The organism is Pseudomonas aphyarum (assembly GCF_028657055.1).
GTDB lineage: Bacteria > Pseudomonadota > Gammaproteobacteria > Pseudomonadales > Pseudomonadaceae > Aquipseudomonas > Aquipseudomonas aphyarum.
Genome location: NZ_JAMDGS010000004.1, coordinates 158,495 through 181,535, shown reverse-complemented (window position 1 = coordinate 181,535; position 23,041 = coordinate 158,495). Strand labels below are relative to the sequence as shown.

Annotated in this window: 21 protein-coding genes; 8 read left to right on the top strand and 13 right to left on the bottom strand. The window is 60.9% G+C overall.

Annotated elements, in window-relative coordinates; all coding sequences use genetic code 11:
- Positions 1-5 precede the first annotated feature (5 nt).
- The 4 genes from M5G18_RS06700 to M5G18_RS06685 all read right to left on the bottom strand — a co-directional run bounded on the left by M5G18_RS06700 (position 6) and on the right by M5G18_RS06685 (position 4,893).
- A complete protein-coding gene (locus tag M5G18_RS06700; RefSeq protein ID WP_273898821.1) occupies positions 6-2,711 on the bottom strand; it encodes a TonB-dependent receptor in 2,706 nt (901 codons plus the stop codon).
- 208 nt (positions 2,712-2,919) lie between these two features.
- The gene (locus tag M5G18_RS06695; RefSeq protein WP_007959059.1) at positions 2,920-3,321 is read right to left on the bottom strand and encodes an ExbD/TolR family protein; all 402 of its coding nucleotides are present in this window, start codon (positions 3,319-3,321) and stop codon (positions 2,920-2,922) included.
- Complete coding sequence (locus M5G18_RS06690; protein WP_096823059.1) at positions 3,321-4,025, bottom strand: MotA/TolQ/ExbB proton channel family protein; 705 nt, start codon at positions 4,023-4,025, stop codon at positions 3,321-3,323. The genes M5G18_RS06695 and M5G18_RS06690 overlap by 1 nt, the downstream gene beginning before the upstream one ends.
- A 49-nt stretch (positions 4,026-4,074) precedes the next feature.
- Positions 4,075-4,893, bottom strand: coding sequence for a TonB family protein (locus M5G18_RS06685; protein ID WP_273898822.1), 819 nt, complete (start codon positions 4,891-4,893; stop codon positions 4,075-4,077).
- A gap of 1,090 nt (positions 4,894-5,983) precedes the next feature.
- Here M5G18_RS06685 and M5G18_RS06680 point away from each other — a divergent pair.
- On the top strand, positions 5,984-6,607 hold the full coding sequence (locus M5G18_RS06680) for a glutathione S-transferase N-terminal domain-containing protein (RefSeq protein ID WP_007959055.1): 624 nt from the start codon (positions 5,984-5,986) through the stop codon (positions 6,605-6,607).
- On the opposite strand, the gene M5G18_RS06675 is transcribed toward M5G18_RS06680, so the two are convergent.
- Entirely contained in the window at positions 6,608-7,048 is a 441-nt protein-coding gene (locus M5G18_RS06675; RefSeq protein WP_007959054.1) for a CBS domain-containing protein, read from the bottom strand.
- Positions 7,049-7,237: 189 nt separating this feature from the next.
- On the opposite strand from M5G18_RS06675, the gene M5G18_RS06670 reads away from it, so the two are divergent.
- Positions 7,238-9,598: a DNA polymerase II gene (locus tag M5G18_RS06670; protein WP_273898823.1), complete on the top strand. Its 2,361-nt coding sequence runs from the start codon at positions 7,238-7,240 to the stop codon at positions 9,596-9,598.
- Here M5G18_RS06670 and M5G18_RS06665 read toward each other — a convergent pair.
- The 3 genes from M5G18_RS06665 to M5G18_RS06655 form a co-directional block, all read right to left on the bottom strand.
- On the bottom strand, positions 9,563-10,033 hold the full coding sequence (locus tag M5G18_RS06665) for a DUF1810 domain-containing protein (protein ID WP_273898824.1): 471 nt from the start codon (positions 10,031-10,033) through the stop codon (positions 9,563-9,565). The two genes, M5G18_RS06670 and M5G18_RS06665, sit on opposite strands and share 36 nt — an antisense overlap.
- A 29-nt stretch (positions 10,034-10,062) precedes the next feature.
- Positions 10,063-10,884: an aldo/keto reductase gene (locus M5G18_RS06660; RefSeq protein ID WP_273898825.1), complete on the bottom strand. Its 822-nt coding sequence runs from the start codon at positions 10,882-10,884 to the stop codon at positions 10,063-10,065.
- 90 nt (positions 10,885-10,974) lie between these two features.
- Positions 10,975-12,123, bottom strand: a complete 1,149-nt coding sequence (locus tag M5G18_RS06655) for an aldose epimerase family protein (protein ID WP_273898826.1) — start codon at positions 12,121-12,123, stop codon at positions 10,975-10,977.
- A gap of 247 nt (positions 12,124-12,370) precedes the next feature.
- Between M5G18_RS06655 and M5G18_RS06650 the strand changes: the two genes are divergently transcribed.
- The 3 genes from M5G18_RS06650 (at position 12,371) to M5G18_RS06640 (ending at position 15,307) form a co-directional block, all read left to right on the top strand.
- Positions 12,371-13,120, top strand: coding sequence for a hypothetical protein (locus tag M5G18_RS06650; RefSeq protein ID WP_273898827.1), 750 nt, complete (start codon positions 12,371-12,373; stop codon positions 13,118-13,120).
- An 81-nt stretch (positions 13,121-13,201) separates the two neighbouring features.
- Positions 13,202-14,416 carry an MFS transporter gene (locus M5G18_RS06645; protein WP_273898828.1) on the top strand — a complete coding sequence of 405 codons (1,215 nt, stop codon included), beginning with the start codon at positions 13,202-13,204 and terminating at the stop codon, positions 14,414-14,416.
- A gap of 105 nt (positions 14,417-14,521) precedes the next feature.
- A complete protein-coding gene (locus M5G18_RS06640) occupies positions 14,522-15,307 on the top strand; it encodes a sulfite exporter TauE/SafE family protein (protein ID WP_007951595.1) in 786 nt (261 codons plus the stop codon).
- Here M5G18_RS06640 and M5G18_RS06635 read toward each other — a convergent pair.
- A complete protein-coding gene (locus tag M5G18_RS06635) occupies positions 15,289-15,765 on the bottom strand; it encodes a GNAT family N-acetyltransferase (RefSeq protein WP_273898829.1) in 477 nt (158 codons plus the stop codon). The two genes, M5G18_RS06640 and M5G18_RS06635, sit on opposite strands and share 19 nt — an antisense overlap.
- Before the next feature lie 210 nt (positions 15,766-15,975).
- On the opposite strand from M5G18_RS06635, the gene M5G18_RS06630 reads away from it, so the two are divergent.
- Positions 15,976-16,542 carry a DUF4174 domain-containing protein gene (locus tag M5G18_RS06630; protein ID WP_007951594.1) on the top strand — a complete coding sequence of 189 codons (567 nt, stop codon included), beginning with the start codon at positions 15,976-15,978 and terminating at the stop codon, positions 16,540-16,542.
- A 93-nt stretch (positions 16,543-16,635) separates the two neighbouring features.
- Here M5G18_RS06630 and M5G18_RS06625 read toward each other — a convergent pair whose 3' ends face one another.
- Entirely contained in the window at positions 16,636-17,265 is a 630-nt protein-coding gene (locus M5G18_RS06625) for an HNH endonuclease family protein (protein WP_273898830.1), read from the bottom strand.
- Positions 17,258-18,607 (bottom strand): AAA family ATPase, encoded by a 1,350-nt coding sequence (locus M5G18_RS06620; RefSeq protein ID WP_273898831.1) that lies wholly within the window; start codon positions 18,605-18,607, stop codon positions 17,258-17,260. The genes M5G18_RS06625 and M5G18_RS06620 overlap by 8 nt, the downstream gene beginning before the upstream one ends.
- A 478-nt stretch (positions 18,608-19,085) precedes the next feature.
- Between M5G18_RS06620 and M5G18_RS06615 the strand changes: the two genes are divergently transcribed.
- Positions 19,086-19,418, top strand: coding sequence for a hypothetical protein (locus M5G18_RS06615; protein WP_273898832.1), 333 nt, complete (start codon positions 19,086-19,088; stop codon positions 19,416-19,418).
- A 61-nt stretch (positions 19,419-19,479) separates the two neighbouring features.
- On the opposite strand, the gene ampC is transcribed toward M5G18_RS06615, so the two are convergent.
- A complete protein-coding gene (gene ampC / locus M5G18_RS06610) occupies positions 19,480-20,646 on the bottom strand; it encodes a class C beta-lactamase (RefSeq protein WP_273898833.1) in 1,167 nt (388 codons plus the stop codon).
- Positions 20,647-20,806: 160 nt separating this feature from the next.
- On the opposite strand from ampC, the gene M5G18_RS06605 reads away from it, so the two are divergent.
- Positions 20,807-21,682, top strand: coding sequence for a LysR family transcriptional regulator (locus tag M5G18_RS06605; RefSeq protein WP_273898834.1), 876 nt, complete (start codon positions 20,807-20,809; stop codon positions 21,680-21,682).
- On the opposite strand, the gene gudD is transcribed toward M5G18_RS06605, so the two are convergent.
- The gene (gudD, locus tag M5G18_RS06600) at positions 21,679-23,022 is read right to left on the bottom strand and encodes a glucarate dehydratase (RefSeq protein WP_273898835.1); all 1,344 of its coding nucleotides are present in this window, start codon (positions 23,020-23,022) and stop codon (positions 21,679-21,681) included. The two genes, M5G18_RS06605 and gudD, sit on opposite strands and share 4 nt — an antisense overlap.
- Between the last annotated feature and the right edge of the window lie 19 nt (positions 23,023-23,041).

The following is a 23,041-nucleotide window of genomic DNA, read 5'->3' as shown; positions in this document are numbered from 1 at the left end:
GGGACTCAGAAGTGGTACGTCATGCGCGCAAACAGCGTGCGGCCCAGTGGATCGGTGTAGCGCGGGTCATAACCGCTCTGGAAGTTGTAGGCCTGGTTGGAGAACGGCGGATCGCGGTCGAACAGGTTCTTCACCCCGGCATCCACGTCCAGCACCTTGTCGAAGGTGTAACCGGCCGACAGGTCCCACACCGAGTAAGACGCGACCCGCGCGTTGGTCTCGCGGTCGTAGTCGTTGTAGCCGGTGGTGAAGCGGTTGGTCAGCGCCGCGCGGGCGGCGCCGAAGGTCCAGGAACCGGTCAGGTTGTGTTTCCAGCGGGCAATCACCCCGTCGCCCTTGAAGTCGCCGACCTTGTCGGTGAACGGGCCCTTGATGGTGCTCTGGAAGTCGTACTCGTCGACATAAGTGCCTTGCAGGCCCAGACCGAATTGACCGTACGGCGTGTTCGGGAAGCGATAGTCCAGCGACACATCGACGCCGTTGGTTTCGACGATGCCGAGGTTGGCGTTGCCGGTGACGATGTAGTTGAGCGTGCCGTCGGCGTTGCGCACGAAGCGGTCAGGGTAACTGCCGGCCTGATCGAACACGGTGGATTCCGGGAACGGCTGGATCTGGTTGGAGATGTGAATCCACCAGAAATCCAGGCCCACGGACAGATTGCTGACTGGCTGATAGACGAAGCCCAGCGTCACGTTGCGCGCCTTCTCCGGGGCCAGGTCTTCGTTGCCGCCGATCTGGTTGAGGAACTGCTGACCGCAATCGCGCCCGCCGTTGCCGCCCGGTTGCACCACGCCGCCGGTACACAGCACCGGGTCGTTGTAGTAGCCCTGGGTGTAGGTGATGCTGCGCGGCGAATACAACTCATACAGCGACGGCGCGCGGAAGCCTTCGCTGTAGGCGCCGCGCACCACCAGCTCCTTGAGCGGCTGATAGCGGAACGAGTATTTCGGGTTGGTGGTGCTGCCGAAGTCGCTGTATTTGTCGTGACGCACGGCGGCGGACAATTCCAGGCTGTCGAGCACCGGCACGTTGATTTCCGCGTAGGCGGCTTTCACGCTGCGGTCGCCCTCGACGCTGCCGGCCGGGTCGATGCCCAGGCTCTGGATGTCGCCGGCAAAGGCTTCGAAGTCCTGGTGGAATTTCTCTTTGCGGTACTCGCCGCCCAGCGCCAGACCCGACGGGCCGGCACCGAACCAGTCACCGATTTCGCGGCTGATCCGTCCGTCGAAACCGGCGACCCGACCGACCGCCGTGGAGTAGGCGCCGTGGTACATCGCCTGATCGATGTACTGCTGACCGGCGCTGCTCTGCGGCCCGAACGGGTTGAGCAGGCCGCTGGCCAGGCCGTCGATCATCGCCTGATCGCTGACGTAGCCGCTGGTGACGCTGGAGACGATCTTGTTCTGGTTATACGAGGCGCCGACGTTGTAATCCCAGCCGCCGACCAGACCGTCGAAGCTCAGCAAAAAGCGCTGGCTGGTGTTCTGGTCTTTCGATTCGCGCGGGCCGGCGGCGGTTTCGCGCCAGTTGACGTCCACCGGTTGCGTCGGGTCGAGGGCGAAACCGGTGGGCGCCGGGGTGATGCCGTTGCCGGGGTAGTAGGGCGAGGACGAATCCAGGCTCAGGCCGGTCAATGGCGCCGGGCCGACAGCGGTGGCGTTGTTGTTGCGCGACCAGAAGTATTCAAGGTTGACGTTGTGATCGTCGGCCAGTTTGCCGGTGGTCTTGCCGAAGAACGACGTCTTCTCGGTCTGCGGCACCAGGTCGATGTACTCGCGGGTGCTGAAGCGGCAGAGACCGTCACGGGCCACCAGGTTGGGGCCGTTGCAGTTGCTGTTGGCCAGCGGGTTGGTGGCGTTGCCGTTCTGGCTGTAGTTGCCGGGGAACGCGGTGCCGGAAGTCTGGTCCAGGCCACGGCCGGGCACGTAGTCGCGGGCGAAGGAGCGGTCGTTGGCGTCGAGGTTCTGCTGCTTGTTGTAGTTGAACACGCCGAGCACGTTGAAACGGTCCTGCTCCAGGTCGCCGTAGCCCCAACTGGCGCTCATGTCCTTGGTCGCACCGCCGCCACTGTGGGTCGGGGTTTCGCCGCCGAGGGTGAGCTGACCGTCGGTCATGGATTTTTTGGTGATGAAGTTGATCACGCCGCCGATGGCGTCGGTGCCGTACAGGGCCGAGGCGCCGTCGCGCAGCACCTCCACGCGCTCGATCGCGGCAAACGGGATCATGTTCAGATCCACCGCGCCGCCGGCCGAGTTGGTGCCCGACAGGGCGTTGTTGGCCAGCCGGCGACCGTTGAGCAGCACCAGCGTCTTGTTCGCGCCGATGCCGCGCATGTCGGCGAACGAGGCGCCGCCGGTGGCCGCGCCGACCGAGCCTGCGCTGTTGTTGATCGACTGGCTGCCGGTGATGCGCTGCACCAGTTCGGCGGTGGTGGTCACGCCCTGTTTGCGCAGCTCTTCGGCCTTGAGCACGGTGATCGGTACCGCCGTCTCCGCGTCGACCCGACGGATCGCCGAACCGGTTACTTCGACCCGTTGCAGTTGCGTGGTGGGCGCGACCACCGCAGCGGCGGCCGGGACGCTGTTGTCGTCCTCGGCAGCCTGAACTCCGGCGCCCATCCCCATGGCCACCAGGTACAACGGAACGAAACGATGGCGGGAAATCGTTGCCACCAAGGGTTTGAGCGTGAAGCGTGGAGTGTTCATCAGCATGGTTGTTTCCGACTTTGTTAGACGTTTATCGAAATGGCCTTGTGAGCCCTCTTTGCACGGAGCACGGTGGTGCCGCGCCGCGAAAACCACTTTCTTCAAGCAAGCCGATCCCCTCCGAAGACGCGCTGCGTTTTTTCGGTCGGCCGATTGCGACGGGATTCAACGAACGGTGTCGGGCGCGTCCCTCACTGCGCGCCCGGCACCGCCGTCAGCGGGTGGTCATCACCGATATTTTGGTGATGCCCGAGCGCTCGATGGACGCCATGGCTTTGGCGACCTGGCCGTAATTCACGGCGGAGTCGGCCTGCAGCTGTACGCGCACTTCGGCGTCCTTGGCCTTGACCTCCTTGAGGCTGGCTTCCAGTGATTCCGGCGCCAGCTCGGTCTTGGCCAGGAAGAACTTGCCGTCCTGATCGACGCTGACCACCACCGGATCCTTCTTTTCGGCGGGGGCGACGGCGTCGGTTTTCGGCAGGTTGACCTTGATCGCGTTGGTCATCAGCGGCGCGGTGACGATGAACACCACCAGCAGCACGAGCATCACGTCCACCAGCGGCGTGACGTTCATTTCGCTGAGCACTTCATCGCTGTCTTGAGTGGAAAAGGACATCAGCTGGCCTCCCGCACGGCGGCCGTGGATTTGGCGATGGCCTGGCGGCTGATGGAAAACGCGCTGCGCGAGGCGAGGGCGTCGAAGTCGTGGGCGAAGTCATCCATGTCCGCCGAGGCCAGCTTCAGGCGTCGCAGGAAGAAGTTGTAAATCAGCACCGCCGGCACCGCGACGGCAATGCCCACGCCTGTGGCGATCAGCGCGTGGCCAATGGGGCCGGCGACGGTTTCCAGGCTGGCCGAACCGCTGGCGCCGATGCTTTGCAGGGCTTCCATGATTCCCCACACGGTGCCGAACAGGCCAATGAACGGCGCGGTGCTGCCGATGCTGGCGAGGATCGCCTGGCCGTTTTCCAGCGAGCGGCGTTCCTTCTGGATCTGCTGGCGCAGGTTGCGCTCCAGTCGGTCGGAACGGTTGATGGTGTGCGCCAGTTGCTGGGTGGTGCGCGGGGAATCTTCCACCAGCAAGGCTTCGAAACCGCTGCTGGCGATCCGCGCCAGCGAGCCCGGATACTGGCTGGCGTGTTCGGCGGCGGTGAGCAGGTCCGGCGCGCCCCAGAAGGCTTTGCTGAACTGCCGGTTCTGGGTTTTCTGGCGCAGGTATTGCGCCGACTTGACCAGCAGAATCGCCCAACTGACCACGGAAAACAGCACCAGCCCCCAGAGCACGCCGGGGACAATCATCGAAGACAAAGAATCGTTCATGGCTACACCTCGCTTGCGTTAATCGGTTGTGAGTTCGGTTGTCGCGCCGTCATTGCGGCAATTTGAAATCGATGGTCTGGGTGGCGAAGCCGTCGATCGGTGTGTCGCCGCGTTTGGCCGGAATGAACTTCCAGGCCTTTACCGCCGCTACCGCCGCGTCATCCAGTTGCGGCTTGCCGCTGGATTTGGTCACCGTCACCGACCCTGCGCGACCGTTGGCCAGCACCTGAATCCGCAGCACCACGCTGCCTTCCCAGTTGCGCCGCAGGGCCAGCGACGGGTATTCCGGCGGCGGGTTGCCGAGGCTGGAGAGGCCGGAAATCGCCGCCGACTCTTTCACCGGGCCCGGTGCCGCCGCCGGTGCCGGTGGCGCGCTCGGGGTGGCCGGGGCGGCAGGCGCGGCTGGTTGCGCAGGGGCGGGCGGCGCTTTCGGCGGCTCGGCCTTTTTCACCGGTTTGGGTTTCTCGACCGGTTTCGGTTTTTCGATCGGCTTGGGTTTTTCCACCGGTTTGGGCGGCGGCTTGACCGCGTCCTCGTCTTCCACCGGTTGTTCCGGTTCGGGCGGTGGCGGTGGTGGGGGCGGCGGCTCCGGTGTCGGCGGGGCCGGCGGTGTCGGGCTGGTCAGCTCGACGGTCATTTCCGGAATTTCCGGTGGCGTGGGCAGCGGCTCGGCCCGCGCCTGCTGGAAAAACCACCAGGCGCCGCCGTGTATCAGCGCCGACACTGCCACCAGCAACATCATCTGCTGTTTGTTCAGGCCGCCGGGCTGAGAAGTGTTGGCCTTGTAGACGGGCCGACCCGCCACCGACGCAAGCGCTGCGTTCGGTACTGGCCCCGGCGGCGTTCTGTGCTTTACCGCATCGTTCATTAAAGCTCCCTCGGGTGGATGAAGGGCAATAAGGTGCCGTTCGAACAACACAGCGTTGTTCGAGTGAGTGGTCGCAACTTTCATACGGGTGTGCAGAAGCCGATAGTTGAACTATCTATTGAACAGGGCTTGTGCAGCTTGTTGCTTCAGTAATGCCGACTTCGATGGTTCATTGATCCGGTCCGTGGCTGTTCTTTTATAAGTGAGTGCGCAATTGAGTGGCGAATATCGTTCTTGCCCTCATGGTTGATGCAATAGCAACCGCTGTGCCAAACAGTAAACAAATGTGTAGCGGTTATTTCACGGATGATACGTATGTCGCATTTATATAAGTTTCATCAGGTACACCGGCTTTCATGGGCGCATAAACTCCCGACGGCCCTGTTTGCAGGGCTTTTTCAAGGGCGAGACAGCCCTGGCTCGGTATCGCGCTGTTCAGCGAGATAGAGCGGCTTTTCTCGTGTCGGCCAGGATGCGTGATGGTGCGTGGCGGACTGATTTGGTGCGGGTCAGTGTTTTAGCGGGTCACAGGCGCTGTTCCTTGTTCTTGTCCAAGTAAAGTCGGTTGTTCCGCTTGTTCGGTGTAATGGCTGAAAGTGCAGTTTTGGTGCGCTTCGGACAATAGCGCCGAACAGCAAAAGTTGTAGCGGTGTGCTGTCTGGAAGTTATTGTCGAACAATGTGTTGTTGCATTCATTAATGCAGTGCGCACGCAATGACTTCTTGCGTGCTATTTAAAAAATAAATAGTGCAGGCGTTCAGGTAATAAAGGGAATGCACGGACTGTTCGCAGGACGAACACGGCGCAGGTACAGGGGCACGGAGAGAAGAGTGTGGCGCAGCAGGTGAAGATTCACGCGGTGAACTCCTTGTTGCCAGCTCGGATACGCGAACTTTTGGTTCGGTATCGCACCTTACAAGAACGCGGATAGCGTTCGCTGATTGCTCTTGGTGCGGGATGGGCACCGCCAGCGCTGTTTTGCGAGATCAGGGATTCGCAAGCTGCCGATGAATGCGCAATCCGTGCCAAATTCGATACAACAGCTATAAATAGGGCCAGGCAGGATGCCTTTCGCAGTGGAGGAGGGGATATGTATCAGCTCTACGGACATCGCAATTCAGGGGCGGCGGCCATCGAGGCGGCGCTCGAGCTGTGCCAGGTGGCTTACCGCTTCATCGATATCGAGGCCAGCGCGGAGGCGGCGCAGGAGCTGGCGCGGCTCAATCCGCTCAAACAGATCCCGACCCTGCAACTGCCGGACGGCAGTGCAATCACCGAAAGTGCGGCGATCCTGATTCATCTGGGGCTGAGCTTTGCGCAATCCGGTCTGTTGCCTGCCAAGGGCGCTGACCGGGATCAGGCGATTCGCGGGCTGGTGTACATCGTCAGCAATTGCTACGCGGCCATCGGCGTCATCGATTACCCCGAGCGCTGGCTGGTGATGCCGGACGAGGCCTCGCGGCAGAATCTGATGGCGGGTGCGCGGGAACGACTGCACTGGACCTGGGAGGTGTTTGCCGACCAGTTCTCCGCGGAGCTGTACCTGGACGATGAAACACCGGGGGCGCTGGATGTGCTGGCAGCGGTGGTCACGCGCTGGGCCGGTGCCCGCGAACACCTGCGTCAGGCCCGACCCGGTTTCCATGCGTGGCTGCAACGCATCGACCGACACCCGGTGCTGGCGCCGGTCTTTGCGCGGCATTGGCCCGGCTGATTACTCCCCGCGAATGTACTGCTCCAGCTGTTTGATCAGCTCGGCCTGTTCGGCAATCGCTTCCTTGACCAGGTCGCCGATCGACAGCAGGCCGATCAGTTTGCCGTCCTCCACCACGGGCAAGTGACGCAGGCGTTTGTCGGACATGATGCCAAGGCAGGTGTCGACGGTCTGGTGGGTGTCCACCGTGATCACGTTCGCCACCATGATGTCGCGCACCGGCGTGCCCACCGAAGAGCGCCCATGCAGCACCAGTTTGCGCGCGTAATCGCGCTCGCTGATGATGCCCACCACTTTGTCGTCTTCCACCACGAGCAAGGCGCCGACGTTCTTCTCGGCCATTTTCATCAGCGCTTCGAGCACCATGTGATCGGGTTTGATCTGGTGCACTTCCTGATTTTTCTGATCTTTGAGCTTGAGCAGCTGGGCGACGGTTTTCATGGTGGTTACTCAGGTGTTGTCGTTGTTCTCCAAGCATCGTAGACGCAGGCGCACAGAGCAAGGCCGCAAAACGGCAGATAACACGCAAAAAACGTCATTTGACGGGGTTTTTCATGGCGAGGCCTTTGTCACCGGTTTCGGCAATGCCGCGTAGAATGCCCGTCTGAATCAATTCTTGAGGTCGCAGTGGTGGATTTACAGCAGGGCTTCGTCCTGACCCGGCATTGGCGCGACACCCCAGCCGGCACCGAAGTCGAGTTCTGGCTGGCGACCGACGCCGGGCCGCGCCGTGTGCGCCTGCCGCATCAGCCGTCGGTGGCGTTCATCCCGGCGGCGCAGCGCGAGCAGGCCGAGCGCGTGTTGGCGGACGAAAAGAACGTCGAACTGCGCCCCCTGGCCTTGCAGGATTTCGAGCATCGCCCGGTGCTCGGTCTGTATTGCCAGCAGCACGGTCAGTTGATGCGCCTGGAAACCGCGCTCAACCGCCACAGTGTCGATGTCTTCGAAGCCGATGTGCGACCGCCCGAGCGCTATTTGATGGAGCGTTTCATCACCGCGCCGGTGTGGTTCAGCGGCACGCCCGATGCCGAGGGTATGCTGATCGACGCCCACCTCAAGCCTGCGCCCGACTATCGTCCGCAACTGCGGCTGGTCTCGCTGGACATCGAAACCACCGAGCAGGGCGAGCTGTATTCCATCGCGCTGGAAGGCTGTTGCGAACGGCAGGTGTACATGCTCGGCGCGCCGAACGGCGATCACAGCATTGTCGACTTCGACCTCGAGTACTGCGAATCGCGGACCCTGATCCTCAAGAAACTCAACGAGTGGTTCGCCCGCCACGACCCCGACGCGATCATCGGCTGGAACCTCGTGCAGTTCGACCTGCGCATTCTTCACGAACACGCCCGGCGCCTCGGCGTGCCGCTCAAACTCGGGCGCGGCGGCGAGGAAATGCAGTGGCGCGAACACGGCAGCCGCACTCATTACTTCGCGGCAGCGGCAGGAAGGCTGATCATCGATGGCATCGAATCCCTGCGTTCGGCGACCTGGAGCTTCCCGTCGTTCAGCCTGGAAAACGTTGCCCAGACCTTGCTCGGCGAGGGCAAGTCGATCGACAACCCGTACCAGCGCATGGACGAGATCAACCGGATGTTCGCCGAGGACAAACCGGCGCTGGCCAAATACAACCTCAAGGACTGCGAACTGGTCACACGGATCTTCGCCAAGACCGAGCTGCTGAAGTTTTTGCTGGAGCGCGCCAGCGTCACCGGCCTGCCGGCGGATCGCAGCGGCGGCTCGGTGGCGGCGTTCACTCATTTGTACATGCCGTTGATGCACCGTCAGGGTTTTGTGGCGCCGAACCTTGGCACCAATCCACCGCAGGCCAGCCCCGGCGGGTTTGTCATGGACTCGCAACCGGGGCTGTACGAATCGGTGCTGGTGCTCGACTACAAGAGCCTTTATCCGTCGATCATCCGCACCTTCCTGATCGACCCGGTGGGGTTGATCGAAGGCTTGCAGCATCCCGACGACAGCGATTCGGTCCCGGGTTTTCGCGGCGCTCGTTTCTCTCGCACCCGGCATTGCCTGCCGTCCATCGTCGCCCGGGTCGCCGAGGGGCGCGAAACCGCCAAGCGCGAACACAACGCGCCGCTGTCCCAGGCGCTGAAGATCATCATGAACGCCTTCTACGGCGTGCTCGGTTCCAGCGGTTGCCGGTTTTTCGATACGCGGCTGGCCTCATCGATCACCCTGCGCGGCCACGAAATCATGTTGCGCACCCGGCAGTTGATCGAGGCTCAGGGGCATGCGGTGATCTATGGCGACACCGATTCGACGTTCGTCTGGCTGCGTCGTCCGCATGGTCAGGAAGAGGCAGCGACCATCGGCCGGGCGCTGGTTGCGCACGTCAACGACTGGTGGCGCGAACATGTGCGTGAGCAATACGGGCTGGAAAGCGCCCTCGAATTGCAGTTCGAAACCCACTACAAACGCTTCCTGATGCCAACCATTCGCGGCGCGGAAGAGGGCAGCAAAAAGCGCTACGCCGGCCTGGTGACCCGCGCCGACGGCAGCGAAGAAATGGTCTACAAAGGCCTGGAAACTGTACGCACCGACTGGTCGCTGCTGGCCCGGCAATTCCAGCAGGAACTGTACGAGAGGATCTTCCAGCGCAAGCCGTATCAGGATTACGTGCGCGAGTACGTGCGCAAGACGTTGGCCGGCGAGTTCGACGAGCGCCTGGTCTACCGCAAGCGCCTGCGCCGCACCCTCGACGACTACGAACGCAACGTGCCGCCCCACGTGCGCGCCGCACGGCTGGCAGACGATTACAACGCGCAACACGGTCGCCCGCGCCAGTATCAGAATGGCGGCTGGATCAGCTACGTCATCACCCTGGCCGGCCCCGAGCCGCTGGAAGTGCGCCGCGCGGCCATCGACTACGACCACTACATCACCCGCCAGCTGCAACCGGTGGCGGATGCGATCCTGCCGTTTGTCGACGACGATTTCTCAACCCTGATCGGGGGGCAGTTGGGCCTGTTTTGAGTCCAGCAGTTGCAGGGTCCATTCGTCCTGAATGCCGTGGAAGTAACGCTCCAGCGCCTGATGCCAGAGGCTTTCGTCGTCAGCGAACTGGGCGAACAGGGTCATCGATGAGTGGAATTTCAGGTCGTCCGGATGGCCGAAAATCTCGGCAATCGAACGTTGCTGCACATTCAGTACAAGCTGCGCGCAGGTGCGCAGCCGGGCGCCGAGCAACTCATGGGTCAGATAGGCCTTGGCCTCACCGGCCGAGCTGATTGCGAAGCGCCGCGACATCTCGCTGCCCCCGAGCCCGGCGAACTGCGGGAACACAAACCACATCCAGTGGCTACGCTTGTGGCCCTCGCCGAGCTCGCGCTGGACCCGTTCGAACACCGGATCCTGGGCGAGCACGAAGCGTTGCAGGTTGAATGGATCGTCCTGATCAGTGCTTCTCATGGCGAAGCCCTCTGTCAGTCGGCGGTGGCTCAGACCATGGCCAGCCGCTGCTTGCGTTGTGGCGCTTGAAACGCCTGGTCCAGCGCCGCCAGATCCCCGGCATCAAGTTGCAGCTGCGCGGCTTGTGCATTGAGCTGCACGTGTTCCGGGCGCACGGCCTTGGGAATCGCAATCACCCCATCCTGACGCAGAATCCACGCCAGCGAAACCTGTGCCGGGGTCACGCCGTGACGAGCGGCAATCTGTTTCAGCACCGGCTCGGCAAGCATCGCGCCGCCCTGGCCGATCGGGCAGTACGCCATCAATGGCATGCGCTGTTGCTGGCACCACGGCAGCAGGTCGAATTCGATGCCCCGTTCCTCCAGGTTGTACAGCACCTGATTGGTCGCGCAGGCCGATGAAGACAGTTCTTCGAGATCATCGACGTCGAAGTTCGACACGCCCCAGCGGCCGATCTTGCCGTCCTCGCGCAGACGCTCGAAGGCTTCGACGGTTTCTTCCAGCGGATACTGGCCGCGCCAATGCAGCAGATAGAGGTCGATGTAATCGGTGTCGAGCCGGCGCAGGCTGCGCTCGCAGGCCTGGGGAATGCCTTTGCGGCTGGCGTTGTGCGGGTAGACCTTGCTCACCAGGAACACTTGATCGCGCAGGCCGGCAATGGCTTCGCCGACCACGCTTTCGGCACCGCCCTCGGCGTACATTTCGGCGGTGTCGATCAGGGTCATGCCCAGTTCGATGCCGCTGCGCAGGGCGGCGACTTCACGGTTGTGCGCCGAGCGGTCTTCGCCCATGCGCCAGGTGCCCTGGCCGATCACCGGAACCTGCACGCCAGCCAATTCGAGGGTACGCATTCAAACCTCCTTTCTGAAACAGTCGATACCTTGGGTGGGCAGCAGGATAGCCCACGGGTTCCGTCCGGTTCCAGAAAGGAGGTCAGGTGCTTACTTGGCGGAGAACTTCAACACCACGCTCTGGGTGTAGGTCTGTCCCGGATCCAGCCGGGTGCTCGGGAAGGTCGGCTGGTTCGGCGAGTTCGGGTAGTGCTGGGTTTCCAGGGTGAACGCGCCCCAGTGCGGATAGACCTTGCCACCCTTGCCCTTGACCGTGCCGTCGAGGAAGTTGCTGGTGTAGAACTGCACGCCCGGCTCGTTGGTGAACAGTTGCAAGTGGCGACCGGATTGCGGGTCGCTGACTTCGGCGGCGAGTTTGCTCGCATCACCTTTGGTGTCCAGCGCCCAGTTGAAATCGAAGCCGCCGTGTTTTTCTTCGGCGAATTTCAATTGCGGATGGTCGGCCTTGATGTGCTGGCCGATGGCGGTCGGTTTGGTGAAGTCCATCGGCGTACCGGCCACAGGGGCCAGATCGCCGGTCGGGATCAGTTTGGAGGTGACCGGGGTGTAGTGACTGGCGTGCAGGGTGGCGACTTGCTTGAGGATGTCGCCATTACCGGCACCGGCGAGGTTGAAGTAGCTGTGGTTGGTCAGGTTGAGCACCGTGGGTTTGTCGGTGCTGGCCTTGTAGTCGATGCGCAGCTCGTTGCTGTCGGTGAGGCGGTAGGTCACCTCGGTGGTGAGGTTGCCGGGGAAACCCATTTCACCATCCGCCGACAGGTAGGTCAGGGTCACGCCGACCGAATCCTTGTCCTTGGTTTCCTTCGCCTTCCAGACCTTTTTGTCGAAGCCCTGAGTGCCGCCATGCAAGGCGTTGGTCTTGTCGTTCTGCGGCACTTGATAGCGCTTGCCGTCGAGTTCGAATGCACCATCGGCCAGGCGATTGCCGAAGCGGCCGATGGTCGCGCCGAAGTATGCGGTGCCTTTCTGGTAACCCTGCACATCGTCGAAACCGAGGACGATGTCGTCGAGCTTGCCGTGTTTGTCCGGCACTTGCAGCGCCTGCAAGGTCGCGCCGTAGGTGATGACCGTGGCCTGCATGCCGTGGCTGTTGCGCAGGATGTATTGTTCGACGGGTGTGCCGTCATTGGTTTTGCCGAAGGCTTTGTGTTCGCTGGTCAGGCCGGCGGCCTGGGCGGAGAGGGTGGCGATCATCAGGGACAGTCCGAGGCCGCAGAGTGAGTGTCGGGATTGAAGCATGGGTTGACCTTCCTTTTTGTTGTTGTTTTGAAAATCTCTTAATAGTCATGCTAATTAATGGTTGAGTGAAGATTTATAGCGGATGAAACGATTAATGCAAAAATAAAGTCGGACTTAATTGCTTAAGCAGTTAGCGCCGAAGGTCGGGAATCCATGCCGGCACTGCACTTTTGCGAAATCCCCGGCTCTATCCATGGCCAGGGTGCGGTGACTTCCGCCGCACAGGAACGTGTCCGTCCAAGAATTCATGCTGAGAGTTTTGCACCCCATCGCTGCATTCATTCATCGCCCGTGCCTGCTGCCGGCCTTTTTGTCGACGCTGTTGCTCGGCGGTTGCAGCCATCAGGACGGCAACAATTTCATCACCCAGATGCGCGAGGGCAGGCCTCAGGAATTTCTCCAGACCAGCGTCGATCGTATGGCCACGCTGGCAATGCGCGACAACCTCGACAGCCTCTATCTGCTGATGGGTAAGCTGTATTTGCGCAACCCTGAAGAGCTGCGCAAATCCGGGTTCCTCGACGTCAAGACCGCGGTCAAACAAGTGCGGCTGGCCATCGAACAGCAACAGCCGCTGCCGACCCTCGGTGGCAAAAAAGACCTCGCAGCGCTGAGCTATGCCATGAGCCCGGAGTTCCTCGGCGACCGGGTCGGCGCATTTATCTATGCGATCGGCAGCATGCTGGTCACCGCCCACGGCAACCGCACCGAGTTCTACATGACCGATGCGATCAACCCGACCTTCGTCAACAACGCCGCGCGCAACATCGAGAAAGCCACGTGGATCCTCGCCCAACGGCAGAACAAGGAAGGCCAGCCGCTGCTGTTTTCCAACGAAATTTCCGAGGAGGGCAGCAACCTGAGTTTCGCCACGGAGTTCGGCAAAGTCGTGGCGCGTCTGGATCTGTTGACCCAGATGCTCGACGAGCGCTACCGGCGCATCGGGCTGAATTACGCCCAGAGCCTGCTGTTTTTGAATTTTTTGCCAGTGCAGTGAGGCAAGTCGGGTAGAGTGGCGGACGACTGTGTTTGTATACAATCTGTCGTCCGATTTGACTCAAAGGGAGCTGCACCTGTCATGACCGACCCCGCAAGCGCCGAATTCACCCGCCTGGAACATGCCACCCGCACCGACAAACTGCCTTACGCCGCGTTGCTGGCGTTTGCCATGACCGGCTTCATCGCCATCCTCACTGAAACCCTGCCGGCGGGCTTGTTGCCGCAGATCGGCGCCGGCCTCAACGTCAGCGAAGTGCTGGCCGGGCAACTGGTGACGCTGTATGCGCTGGGCTCGATTGTCGCGGCGATTCCGCTGACGGTCGCTACCCGCGGCTGGGGGCGCAAGCGGGTGCTGCTGATGACGGTCGGCGGGTTTCTGCTGTTCAACACTATCACCACGTTCTCCAGCCATTACGGACTAACCCTGGCGTCGCGCTTCCTCGCGGGGATGGCGGCGGGACTTTCGTGGGGGATCATGGCCGGTTACGCGCGCGGGATCGTGCCGGTGCATCAGCAGGGTCGGGCGCTGGCGATTGCCATGCTCGGCACCCCGGTGGCGTTGTCGCTGGGCACGCCGGCCGGCACCTGGCTGGGCAATGTGATCGGCTGGCGCGCCTCGTTCGGGATCATGTCGGCACTGGCGTTGGTGTTGGCGGCGTGGATCGTCATTGCCGTGCCGGATCGCCCCGGCCAGGCTCGCGCCGAACGTTTGCCGTTGATGCAGTCGCTGCGCTTGCCCGGGGTGCGCCCGGTGCTGTTCGTGGTGCTGACCTGGATGCTTGGGCACAACATTCTCTACACCTACATCGCGCCGTTTCTGATGCAGGCCGGTCTTGGCGAGCGGGTTGATCTGGTACTGCTGGTCTTCGGTCTGTGCTCGCTGCTGGGGATCTGGATCATCGGTCTGCTGGTGGATCGCTGGTTGCGTGGGCTGGCGCTGATCAGCCTCGCAGTGTTTGCCGTGACCGCACTGGTGCTGGCACTGGTCGCGCCGTCGCCCTGGCTGATTTATGCGTGCATGGCGGTGTGGGGCCTGTCGTTCGGCGGCTCGGCGACGTTGCTGCTCACCGCCGCAGCAGACTCCGCCGGAGAACATGTGGATGTGGTGCAGGCGATGCTCACCACTTCCTGGAACGTGGCGATTGCCGGCGGCGGCCTATTTGGCGGTTTGCTACTGGATCGAGCAGGGGCAATGTCGTTTCCGTGGGCGTTGCTGATCCTGTCGCTGATCGCGCTGGCGACGGTCTGGCTGAACAGCACTCACAGTTTCAAACCGGGCCGACGACAGCACTGATGCTGAAGAAATGGCATAACGATAGATCCTATCGATATAGGGCGTTATAAGAAAACTGGTTATCCTGCGGGCCGGATTTTTCCTGTGGTTTGTCTGGACGTCTTAATGGAATTGGCAAATTTCGGCCTGGTGATTGCCGGGCTGGTCGTGGGGTTCATCGTCGGCATGACCGGTGTCGGCGGCGGTTCGTTGATGACGCCGATCCTGCTGTGGTTCGGCATCAATCCGGCCACGGCGGTGGGCACGGATCTGCTGTACGCGGCCATCACCAAATCCAGCGGCGTGCTGGTCCACAGGAAGAACAAGAACATCGACTGGGCCATCACTGGCTGGCTGACCCTGGGCAGTGTCCCGGCGGTGGCGATGACCCTGTGGTTCCTCAGCACCCTGCACACCGCGCCGGATGCGATGAACGCCATCATCAAGCAAGCGCTGGGCTTCGTGCTGTTCGCCACGGCGCTGGCGATTCTGTTCAAGAAGCGCCTGCTGGAATTCGCCCACAAACGCGCCGGCGGCAACTACAACCCGAGCGGCGCGCGCCTGAATGTCATGACCGTGATCACCGGTCTGATCCTCGGCACCATGGTCGCCCTGACGTCCATCGGCGCTGGCGCCCTCGGCACCGTCGCGCTGTTCATCCTCTACCCGCTGCTGCCGACCCGCCGCCTGGTCGGCACCGAAATCGCCCACGCTGTTCCGCTGACCCTGGTCGCCGGCCTCGGCCACGCGAGCATGGGCAACATGGACTGGGGCGTGCTGGGCTTTCTGTTGATCGGCTCGCTGCCGGGCATCTGGCTCGGCAGCCACCTGACCGGTCGCGTCTCCGATGAACTGCTGCGCCCATGCCTGGCGACGATGCTGGTGTTGATCGGTTACAAGCTGGCGTTCTGATCAAGCGCTATTTTCATCACCGTCACCGGCAATCCGTCGTACTCCGTTTCCTCCAGCACCTCCCAACCCAGCCGCGCATACAGCGACTGCGCGGCATCGGTGTACAGGTACAACTGCGGCACGCCCAGTGCGGCGGCTTCCTCGACGATGCGGTTGACCAGTTGCGAGGCGATCCCGCGGCCACGCTGTTCGGCTTTCACGTAAACCCCGGCCAGCCATGGCGTCAGTTGCGGGCGACTGTCCATGTCGCTGTCGATCAGCAACGCACCGCCGAGCAGTTTTCCGTCTTCGATCGCCACCACCACGCTAGGGATCGCGCCTTTACCGCAGGCGGCGCGCATGCGTTCGGTGCGGCTGGCGAGGGTATCTTCGGGTTTGTACTGTCCCCATTCCTTGAAGTTGAGTTCGGCCAGTTCCTCGATCAGTTGCGGGTGATGGCAGAGGTAGTCGATGTGCATGTGCGTTGAACTCCATTTCACAGGTTGAACAGCCACCCTAATGCGGTCATAAAAGGTAATCAAATGCGCGAGAGGATCGCGCCCAATCGGTTGCGCAAAATCGGTGCTGACCTAAGCTTTGGGCAAGGCGAAACACTTTTGCCGGGCAGCCCCCGGAACAATCGCCGCGATGCGCAATCATTAGAGCGTGGATATCAAAAGGAGATGCGCATGCTCATCAGGTCACTGACCCTGACACTCTTGCTGGCGATTGCCGGCCCCCTGTTCGCCGCCGACGGCGATTCCCCTCTGGACGTCGACAAGGGCATCAACCGCCCGGTGATCGTGATCGCTTCCAGTACGGTCGATTCTTATTGGGTCAGCCTGAAAAAAGCGCTGGACGACCCGGCCAACAAACAAGGCATCGCCGACCGCAAGATCAAGGTCTACACCATCCTGAGCATGAGCGGTCAGGTCGACGGCAAAAGCCTCGAGCAGCAGCAAACCATGGCGCTGCTGCGCTCGCTGAAGCTGGGCGCCGGGGCGTATCCGAAAGTCTTTCTGGTGGGCAAGGATGGGGAGACCAAACTGACGGCTTCGGGGGATGAAGCGGCGGCGGTCGATTTGAAGAAGATTTTCGACACCATTGATGCGCTGCCTGCCGCCGAGAAAGAAACTACTTCTACCGTGGTCACCGCTCCGGCTGCTGCAGAACCGGCGCCGGCCAAGGGCGCGAAAGGGACAAAACCGGCGAAGCCGACCAAACCGGCCAAGCCGCCGGAAATGCCGGATGATTGATGATGTGGTTCGGGTGATCTGAACAAAAAATGGCGAACGGATTTAACCGTTTGCCATTTTTATTGCCTGGGAGAGCTGGAGTAGCTAGGGCAGCTAGGGCAGGAGCTGTCGAATTACGTTGACCAAAACGGGAGAGAAGGCTTGAAGGTTTCCTGCAACGGGCGACTCCAACTCCTCGGCAAGCATCTCCAATAGTTCCTTGTCCTCAATCTGCATTAGCTCATCCGGTTTGAGTCTCGCGTCATAAATCAAGATTTCAACCATAGCTCTTCGTCTGCCGATCAGCCCGCGATTGCTTTCCTCACTGTGACCGAGATTCAACGCCTCTATGGATGCTTTAGCTCGGGCTGTTGTACCTTCCACCAGACCGTTAAGGTAAAACTTGAGTTCGGTTTCACACTCATCCATAAACGGTGTGAGGTCGAGACGCTTCGTTTTCCGACGATGACCGCAGTTTGTCCGACTCTCGCAACTGGCAACGATGTTGGTGAAATCCAATGTGCGAGCAGGGGCTCGGTCCTGAGATTCAACATGCTCGTTATGAGCGGCTTTAGGCGAGATGGATTGACAGCAATAGGCGCAAAGCCCGAACTGTTCTTTTATGCAGGCTGCTCTGACCGATTGTCGCTCTTCTGGCGGTAAGCTCCCGTAACGCAGTTTGTTGTTGGCTCGCATCCACTTGGTCAGTTGTTCCGGCTCATTTCCTTTGATGATCTTACGCACGGCGCAACTCCAACTTGCGCAGCAATAGCGCAGCCTTCGCCAGTTCTAGATGTCCTTCTGAAAGCTCGTCTGTTAGCTCGGCATAAAGTTTTTTTGCCGCTTCCAGATCTCCATTCTGCAAACGCTCCATCAGCCTGTTCAGGCGCTTTTGTACGTCGCTGTTGCGGATGTCCGTATCCATGACTTCCAGCAGCACCTGATTGGCATCGAGACCGTACAGGCCGTTGTGTTCGTGGAGTTCGCCGTCATTGAGCACGTAAACCAGCACATCCTTGGCGTCACTGATGACCAATGGCGAATGGGTGGTCAGCACGAACTGGCAGTTGGGGAAGGTTTCGCTCAGTTGGCGGATCAGACTGCGTTGCCATTTCGGGTGCAGGTGCAGATCCACTTCGTCGATCAGCACAATGCCGTCACCGTGGAGTGGGTTGTCCAAGGACTGGTTCATCATTGCCAAGCGGCGTGCTATGTCACCGACGAGCGCCATCATCGACTTCTCGCCTTGAGAGAGTTGGGCGACGTTGAGGGTGACGCCGTCCTTGTCGATGGCCATGTGCAGGCGAGGTTTACGTTGCACACGCAGGTTGGTGAAGCCGGGCATGAACGCGGCGATGGCGGAGCGGACGGCTGTAAGCTGGCGGTCGCGGGAGGAAGCTTTCAGGTTTGATAGGGTTTTCCAAACGTCGCTGTCTGGGCCGAATTTTTCTGAGATTTCGGCCAGCGCGTTATCTGACACACCTGATTCGTTTTCACTGTCTTCGCGCTGGCGAAACCACTCGAAGAAACGACGGAAGTCGACACCTCGATTCAGAGCATTGTCGTAGCCATCGAGTTGATCGAAGGTGTGCCTGGTACGAATTTTTAACGGAATTTCGAGAACTGAACGCTCAACCGGGTAGTAGGCAATCAGTGGTAGAGATGCTTTTTCATCGGAGGTCATTCGTGAGCGGTAATGGTCCGCTAGCAAACTCACTTCCGCTAAGTCGCTATGAACACCCGACTTTCGTCCCCGAGTCGAACGGGCGATGCTCCAGACAAAACCTAAATCCTCAGGGGGGGCGTCATGAGAAATATCTGTCATCGCAATTGTGATGACTGCGGCAGGGGCTCTGTTCTGTATGACTTCATTCGCAATGGGGCTGCCTAGACCCTTCTCGGTGCGAATCCTTGCGACTAGCCAACTCAGCGACGTGGCCAATGACTTCAAAAGAGTAGTCTTTCCGGCACCGTTGTTTCCTACGATGACTGTCACATTTGTGAAGTGGTCGGCTGTAGGAGCAATGGGAATGTCGAGGTCTGAAAAACGACCGACATTTTTTAGCATGAGTCTGTGGATTTCCATTACAACGCCCTTATAGGGTCTGTCGGTTTAAAGGCGCGCATTATGTCACCCCCGGCGACGGATTGATTCGCTGGAGTGTAGATACTCCACTTCACCCGGTCACCCATGAAAATAGTTGCCGTATATTCCCACCAGAATGAGCTGCGCAACTCCCTTCAATTCCGCCAGACATTTCCTTCAAAACGCGGCGGCGTTGATGAACTGGTGGCTTGAGTCGTACGCCGATAATCTCATTAGGCCGCTGCAAAATCAGCGGTCGGATGTGGAAGTCCGGGGATAACAGGGAGCGTATGTGCGCCTGTGACCACATGTTGGTATTTTTTATGCCAACATCGTCGTTTATGGCAGCTATGCGCAGGAGCACTTTCAAGTGCACCGGGTTTCTCTGACCCCGGACTTCCACACCTGCGCAAAGCTGCCACCCTCTCGTGGAAGGGAGTTCGGCAGTTTTCTCCCTTAACGTCAGAGGTCTTCACACATGAAAAAAGCAGATCCAAGCAGGCCAGAAACTCCCACGAATTCAGATTCCCGCGAACAAATCGCTAATTCCAAACCCCGCTACATCCCCATCACCGGCATCGATTGCCCGATTCCCTGTCTCCTGATCGACCGCGAAGCCCCGGTAGACGTACTCCACGGCACCGCCGCCTACCGCTTGCGCAGCGTGACGCAGTTGTTGGAAACGCTTTCATTGAGCGATGGCATCGGCCACGACGCCTTGCTGCTGCAGGACTTCGCCCGGGTGCTGGCAATCCCTCTGCGCGACAGCTGCGACCTGATGGATGTACTGGGCTGGAAGCTACAGGCGTAGTTTTCAAACCCCCAAACAAAAACGGGCGACCTTCTCAGGTCGCCCGTTTTTTATGGCGTGATTACCGGGTCAATTCACCCAGAATCCTATGCGCAATCTTCACCCGTTCTCCATTCGGGTAATTGCGGTTCGCCAGAATCACGATCCCGACTTTCTTCGATGGCACGAACGCGACATACGCGCCGTAGCCTGCTGTGGAGCCGGTCTTGTTCAGCAGCACGTTCGCCGGCTCAGGCTGTGGCGGATTCAGCCATTTGACCTTGTGCGGTTCCATGGCCATTGGCGTCGAGTTTCCGTCCAGTAGGCGGTCGAGGCTGATCGGGTAGGTGTAGCGTTCCCAGCCCAGGCCCTGGGTCATGTCGCCGACGGTGTAGTAGCCGGTGTGGGTGAGGGCGATGGCTTTTTGCAGCGGTACTTCGAGTCTGGCGGTGTCGAGGTTCGCCTGTACGTATTGCAGCAGGTCGGCGGCGCTGGTCTTCACGCCGTAGGCTTCGGAGTCGAGGGCGCCGGGGCTGGCTCGAACCGGTTTGTTGTTCTTGTCATAGCCCTGGGCGTAGAGCTTTTGTCCAGACGCCGGGACCGACAGGAAGGTGTGCTTGAGCCCGAGTTTCGGCAGCAGGGTTTCGGTCATCACCTGATTGAACGGCTGACCGAGGCTTTTTGCGGCCAGGTAACCGAACAGGCCGATGCTGGGGTTGGAGTAGAGGCGATGGCTGCCGGCCGGATACGTCGGTTTCCACTGTTGGTAATAGCCGAGCATCTTGTCGGAAGAATCCGCGGCATCGGGGAATTGCAACGGAAGGCCGCCCGCGCTGTAGGTGCCCAGTTGCAGCAGGCTGATGTGGTCGAAGGCGCTGCCTTTCAATTCGGGCCAGTGCTGGCTGGCCTTGTCGGAGAATTCCAGTTTGCCGCTGGCCTGGGCGTAGGCGGCAAGGGTTGCGGTGTAGGTTTTGCTCACCGAGCCGATTTCGAACAGGGTGTCTTCACTCACCGCTTGCCCGGTGCTTTTGTCGGCGACACCGTAGTTAAAGTAATGCGCCTTGCCATCGACGGTCACGGCCACGGCCAGACCCGCGATGTCCTGTTGCTGCATGACCGGGGTCACGGCGGCCTTGACCAGCGCCTGCAACTGATCGTCGGTTTGCGGGGCGGCCAGGCAGGTGGCGGCGCTGAAGAAAAGTCCGAAAGCGCTGTAGGACTTGAGTTTGTTCAGGTTGATCGAAGACATGCGTGAACCACTCTCCATGAGTGTTGATGGTGTTATCCCGCTACACTGCGAGCGTTTTCCGTCGGGCCGGCTGATCGGCGCCGCCAAATCTAGGCAGTCCGGCGTCTTTCGACAAACGATGAAAACTCGGACGAGCCATTAGAAAAATTTGGGACCTGGCATGATTCGACCTCAATTGCCTTTGAATGCATTACGCGCCTTTGAAGCTTCTGCGCGCCACCTGAGCTTCACCCGTGCGGCCGTGGAGTTGTGCGTAACCCAGGCGGCCGTCAGCCATCAGGTCAAAAGCCTGGAAGCGCAACTCGGCGTGATCCTGTTCAAACGCCTGCCCCGTGGGCTGATGCTGACCGGCGAGGGCGAAACCCTGCTGCCGGTGCTGACCACGTCGTTCGATCATATCGCGCAGATGCTCGAGCGTCTGGCGGGCGGGCAATATCGGGAAATGCTCACGGTCGGCGCGGTGGGCACCTTCGCGGTGGGCTGGTTGTTGCCGAGGCTGGCGGACTTTCAGGCGAAACATCCGCTCATAGATTTGCGGCTGTCGACCAACAACAATCGGGTGGACGTGGCCGCCGAAGGGCTGGATTACGCGATCCGGTTTGGCGCCGGAGCGTGGCACGGTATCGAGGCGACCCGTTTGCTGGAGGCGCCGCTGTCGGTGCTTTGCGTGCCGGAAATCGCCCGGCAACTGCACGCGCCGGGGGATCTTTTGCAGCAGCGTTTGCTGCGTTCCTATCGCACCGATGAGTGGCCGGAATGGTTTCACGCGGCCGGTCTGGCGACCCATGCCGCGCCGCCCCAGAGCATCGTGTTCGACTCGTCGCTGGCGATGATGGAGGCGGCGTTGCAGGGCGGCGGGGTAGCGTTGGCGCCGCCGTTGATGTTTGCCCGGCAACTGGCGGCGGATCTGATCCGCCAACCTTTTGCCATCGAAATCACCACCGGCAGCTATTGGCTGACGCGCTTGCAGTCACGGCCTGAGACGTCGGCGATGGTGGCGTTCAGACACTGGTTGCTGGAGGCTGCGCAGGCTTAGCGCACCAGGCACGGCTTCTTGTTATCGAACGTCCAGCCCGGAATCAGAAACTGCATCGCCACGCTGTCATCCCGCGCGCCGAGCCCCATGCCTTTATAGCGTTCGTGGGCCTTGGCCACCTGGTCCATATCCAGTTCCACGCCCAGCCCCGGTTTCTTCGGCACCTGCACGCAGCCGTCGACGATCTGTAGCGGCGCCTTGGTCAGGCGCTGGCCGTCCTGCCAGATCCAGTGGGTGTCGATGGCGGTGATGTCGCCCGGCGCGGCGGCCGCGACGTGGGTGAACATCGCCAGGGATATGTCGAAGTGGTTGTTGGAGTGCGAGCCCCAGGTCAGGCCCCATTCATGGCACATCTGCGCCACGCGCACCGAACCCTGCATGGTCCAGAAGTGCGGGTCGGCCAGCGGGATGTCCACCGATTGCAACTGAATCGCGTGGCCCATCTCGCGCCAGTCGGTGGCGATCATGTTGGTGGCGGTTTTCAGCCCGGTGGCGCGACGGAATTCAGCCATCACTTCACGGCCCGAATAGCCATTTTCCGCACCGCACGGGTCTTCGGCATAAGCCAGCACCTGATGCTGGTCGCGGCACAAACGGATCGCTTCTTTCAGTGACCATGCGCCGTTCGGATCGAGGGTAATTCGCGCATCGGGGAAGCGCTCGGCCAGTGCGGTCACCGCTTCGATTTCGGCATCGCCGCTGAGTACGCCGCCCTTGAGCTTGAAGTCCTTGAAGCCATAGCGCGCGTGGGCAGCCTCGGCCAGACGCACCACGGCGTCGGCGGTCATGGCTTTCTCGTGACGCACGCGGAACCAGTCATTGTCGGCATCCGGTTCGCTGCGATAGGCGAGGTCGGTTTCCCGGCGATCGCCTACGTAGAACAGATAACCGAGCATCTTCACTTCGTCGCGCTGCTGGCCTTCGCCGAGCAAAGCGGCCACCGGCACGTCGAGGTGCTGGCCAAGCAGGTCGAGCAGGGCGGCTTCGAGCCCGGTGACCGCGTGAATGGTGATGCGCAGGTCGAAGGTTTGCAGGCCACGGCCACCGGCATCGCGGTCGGCGAAGGTCTGGCGGACCTGGTTGAGGATCTTCTGATAAGTACCGATGGGGCTGCCGACCACCAGGCTGCGGGCGTCCTCCAACGTCTGGCGGATGCGTTCGCCGCCGGGCACTTCACCGACGCCGGTGTGGCCGGCGTTGTCCTTGAGGATGACGATGTTGCGGGTGAAAAACGGCCCGTGGGCGCCGCTCAGGTTGAGCAGCATGCCGTCGTGGCCGGCCACCGGGATGACTTGCATCTCGGTGATGATCGGGGCTTTGGCAATATCGTGTGCGGTCATTTGGCGTTGTCCTTTCAAA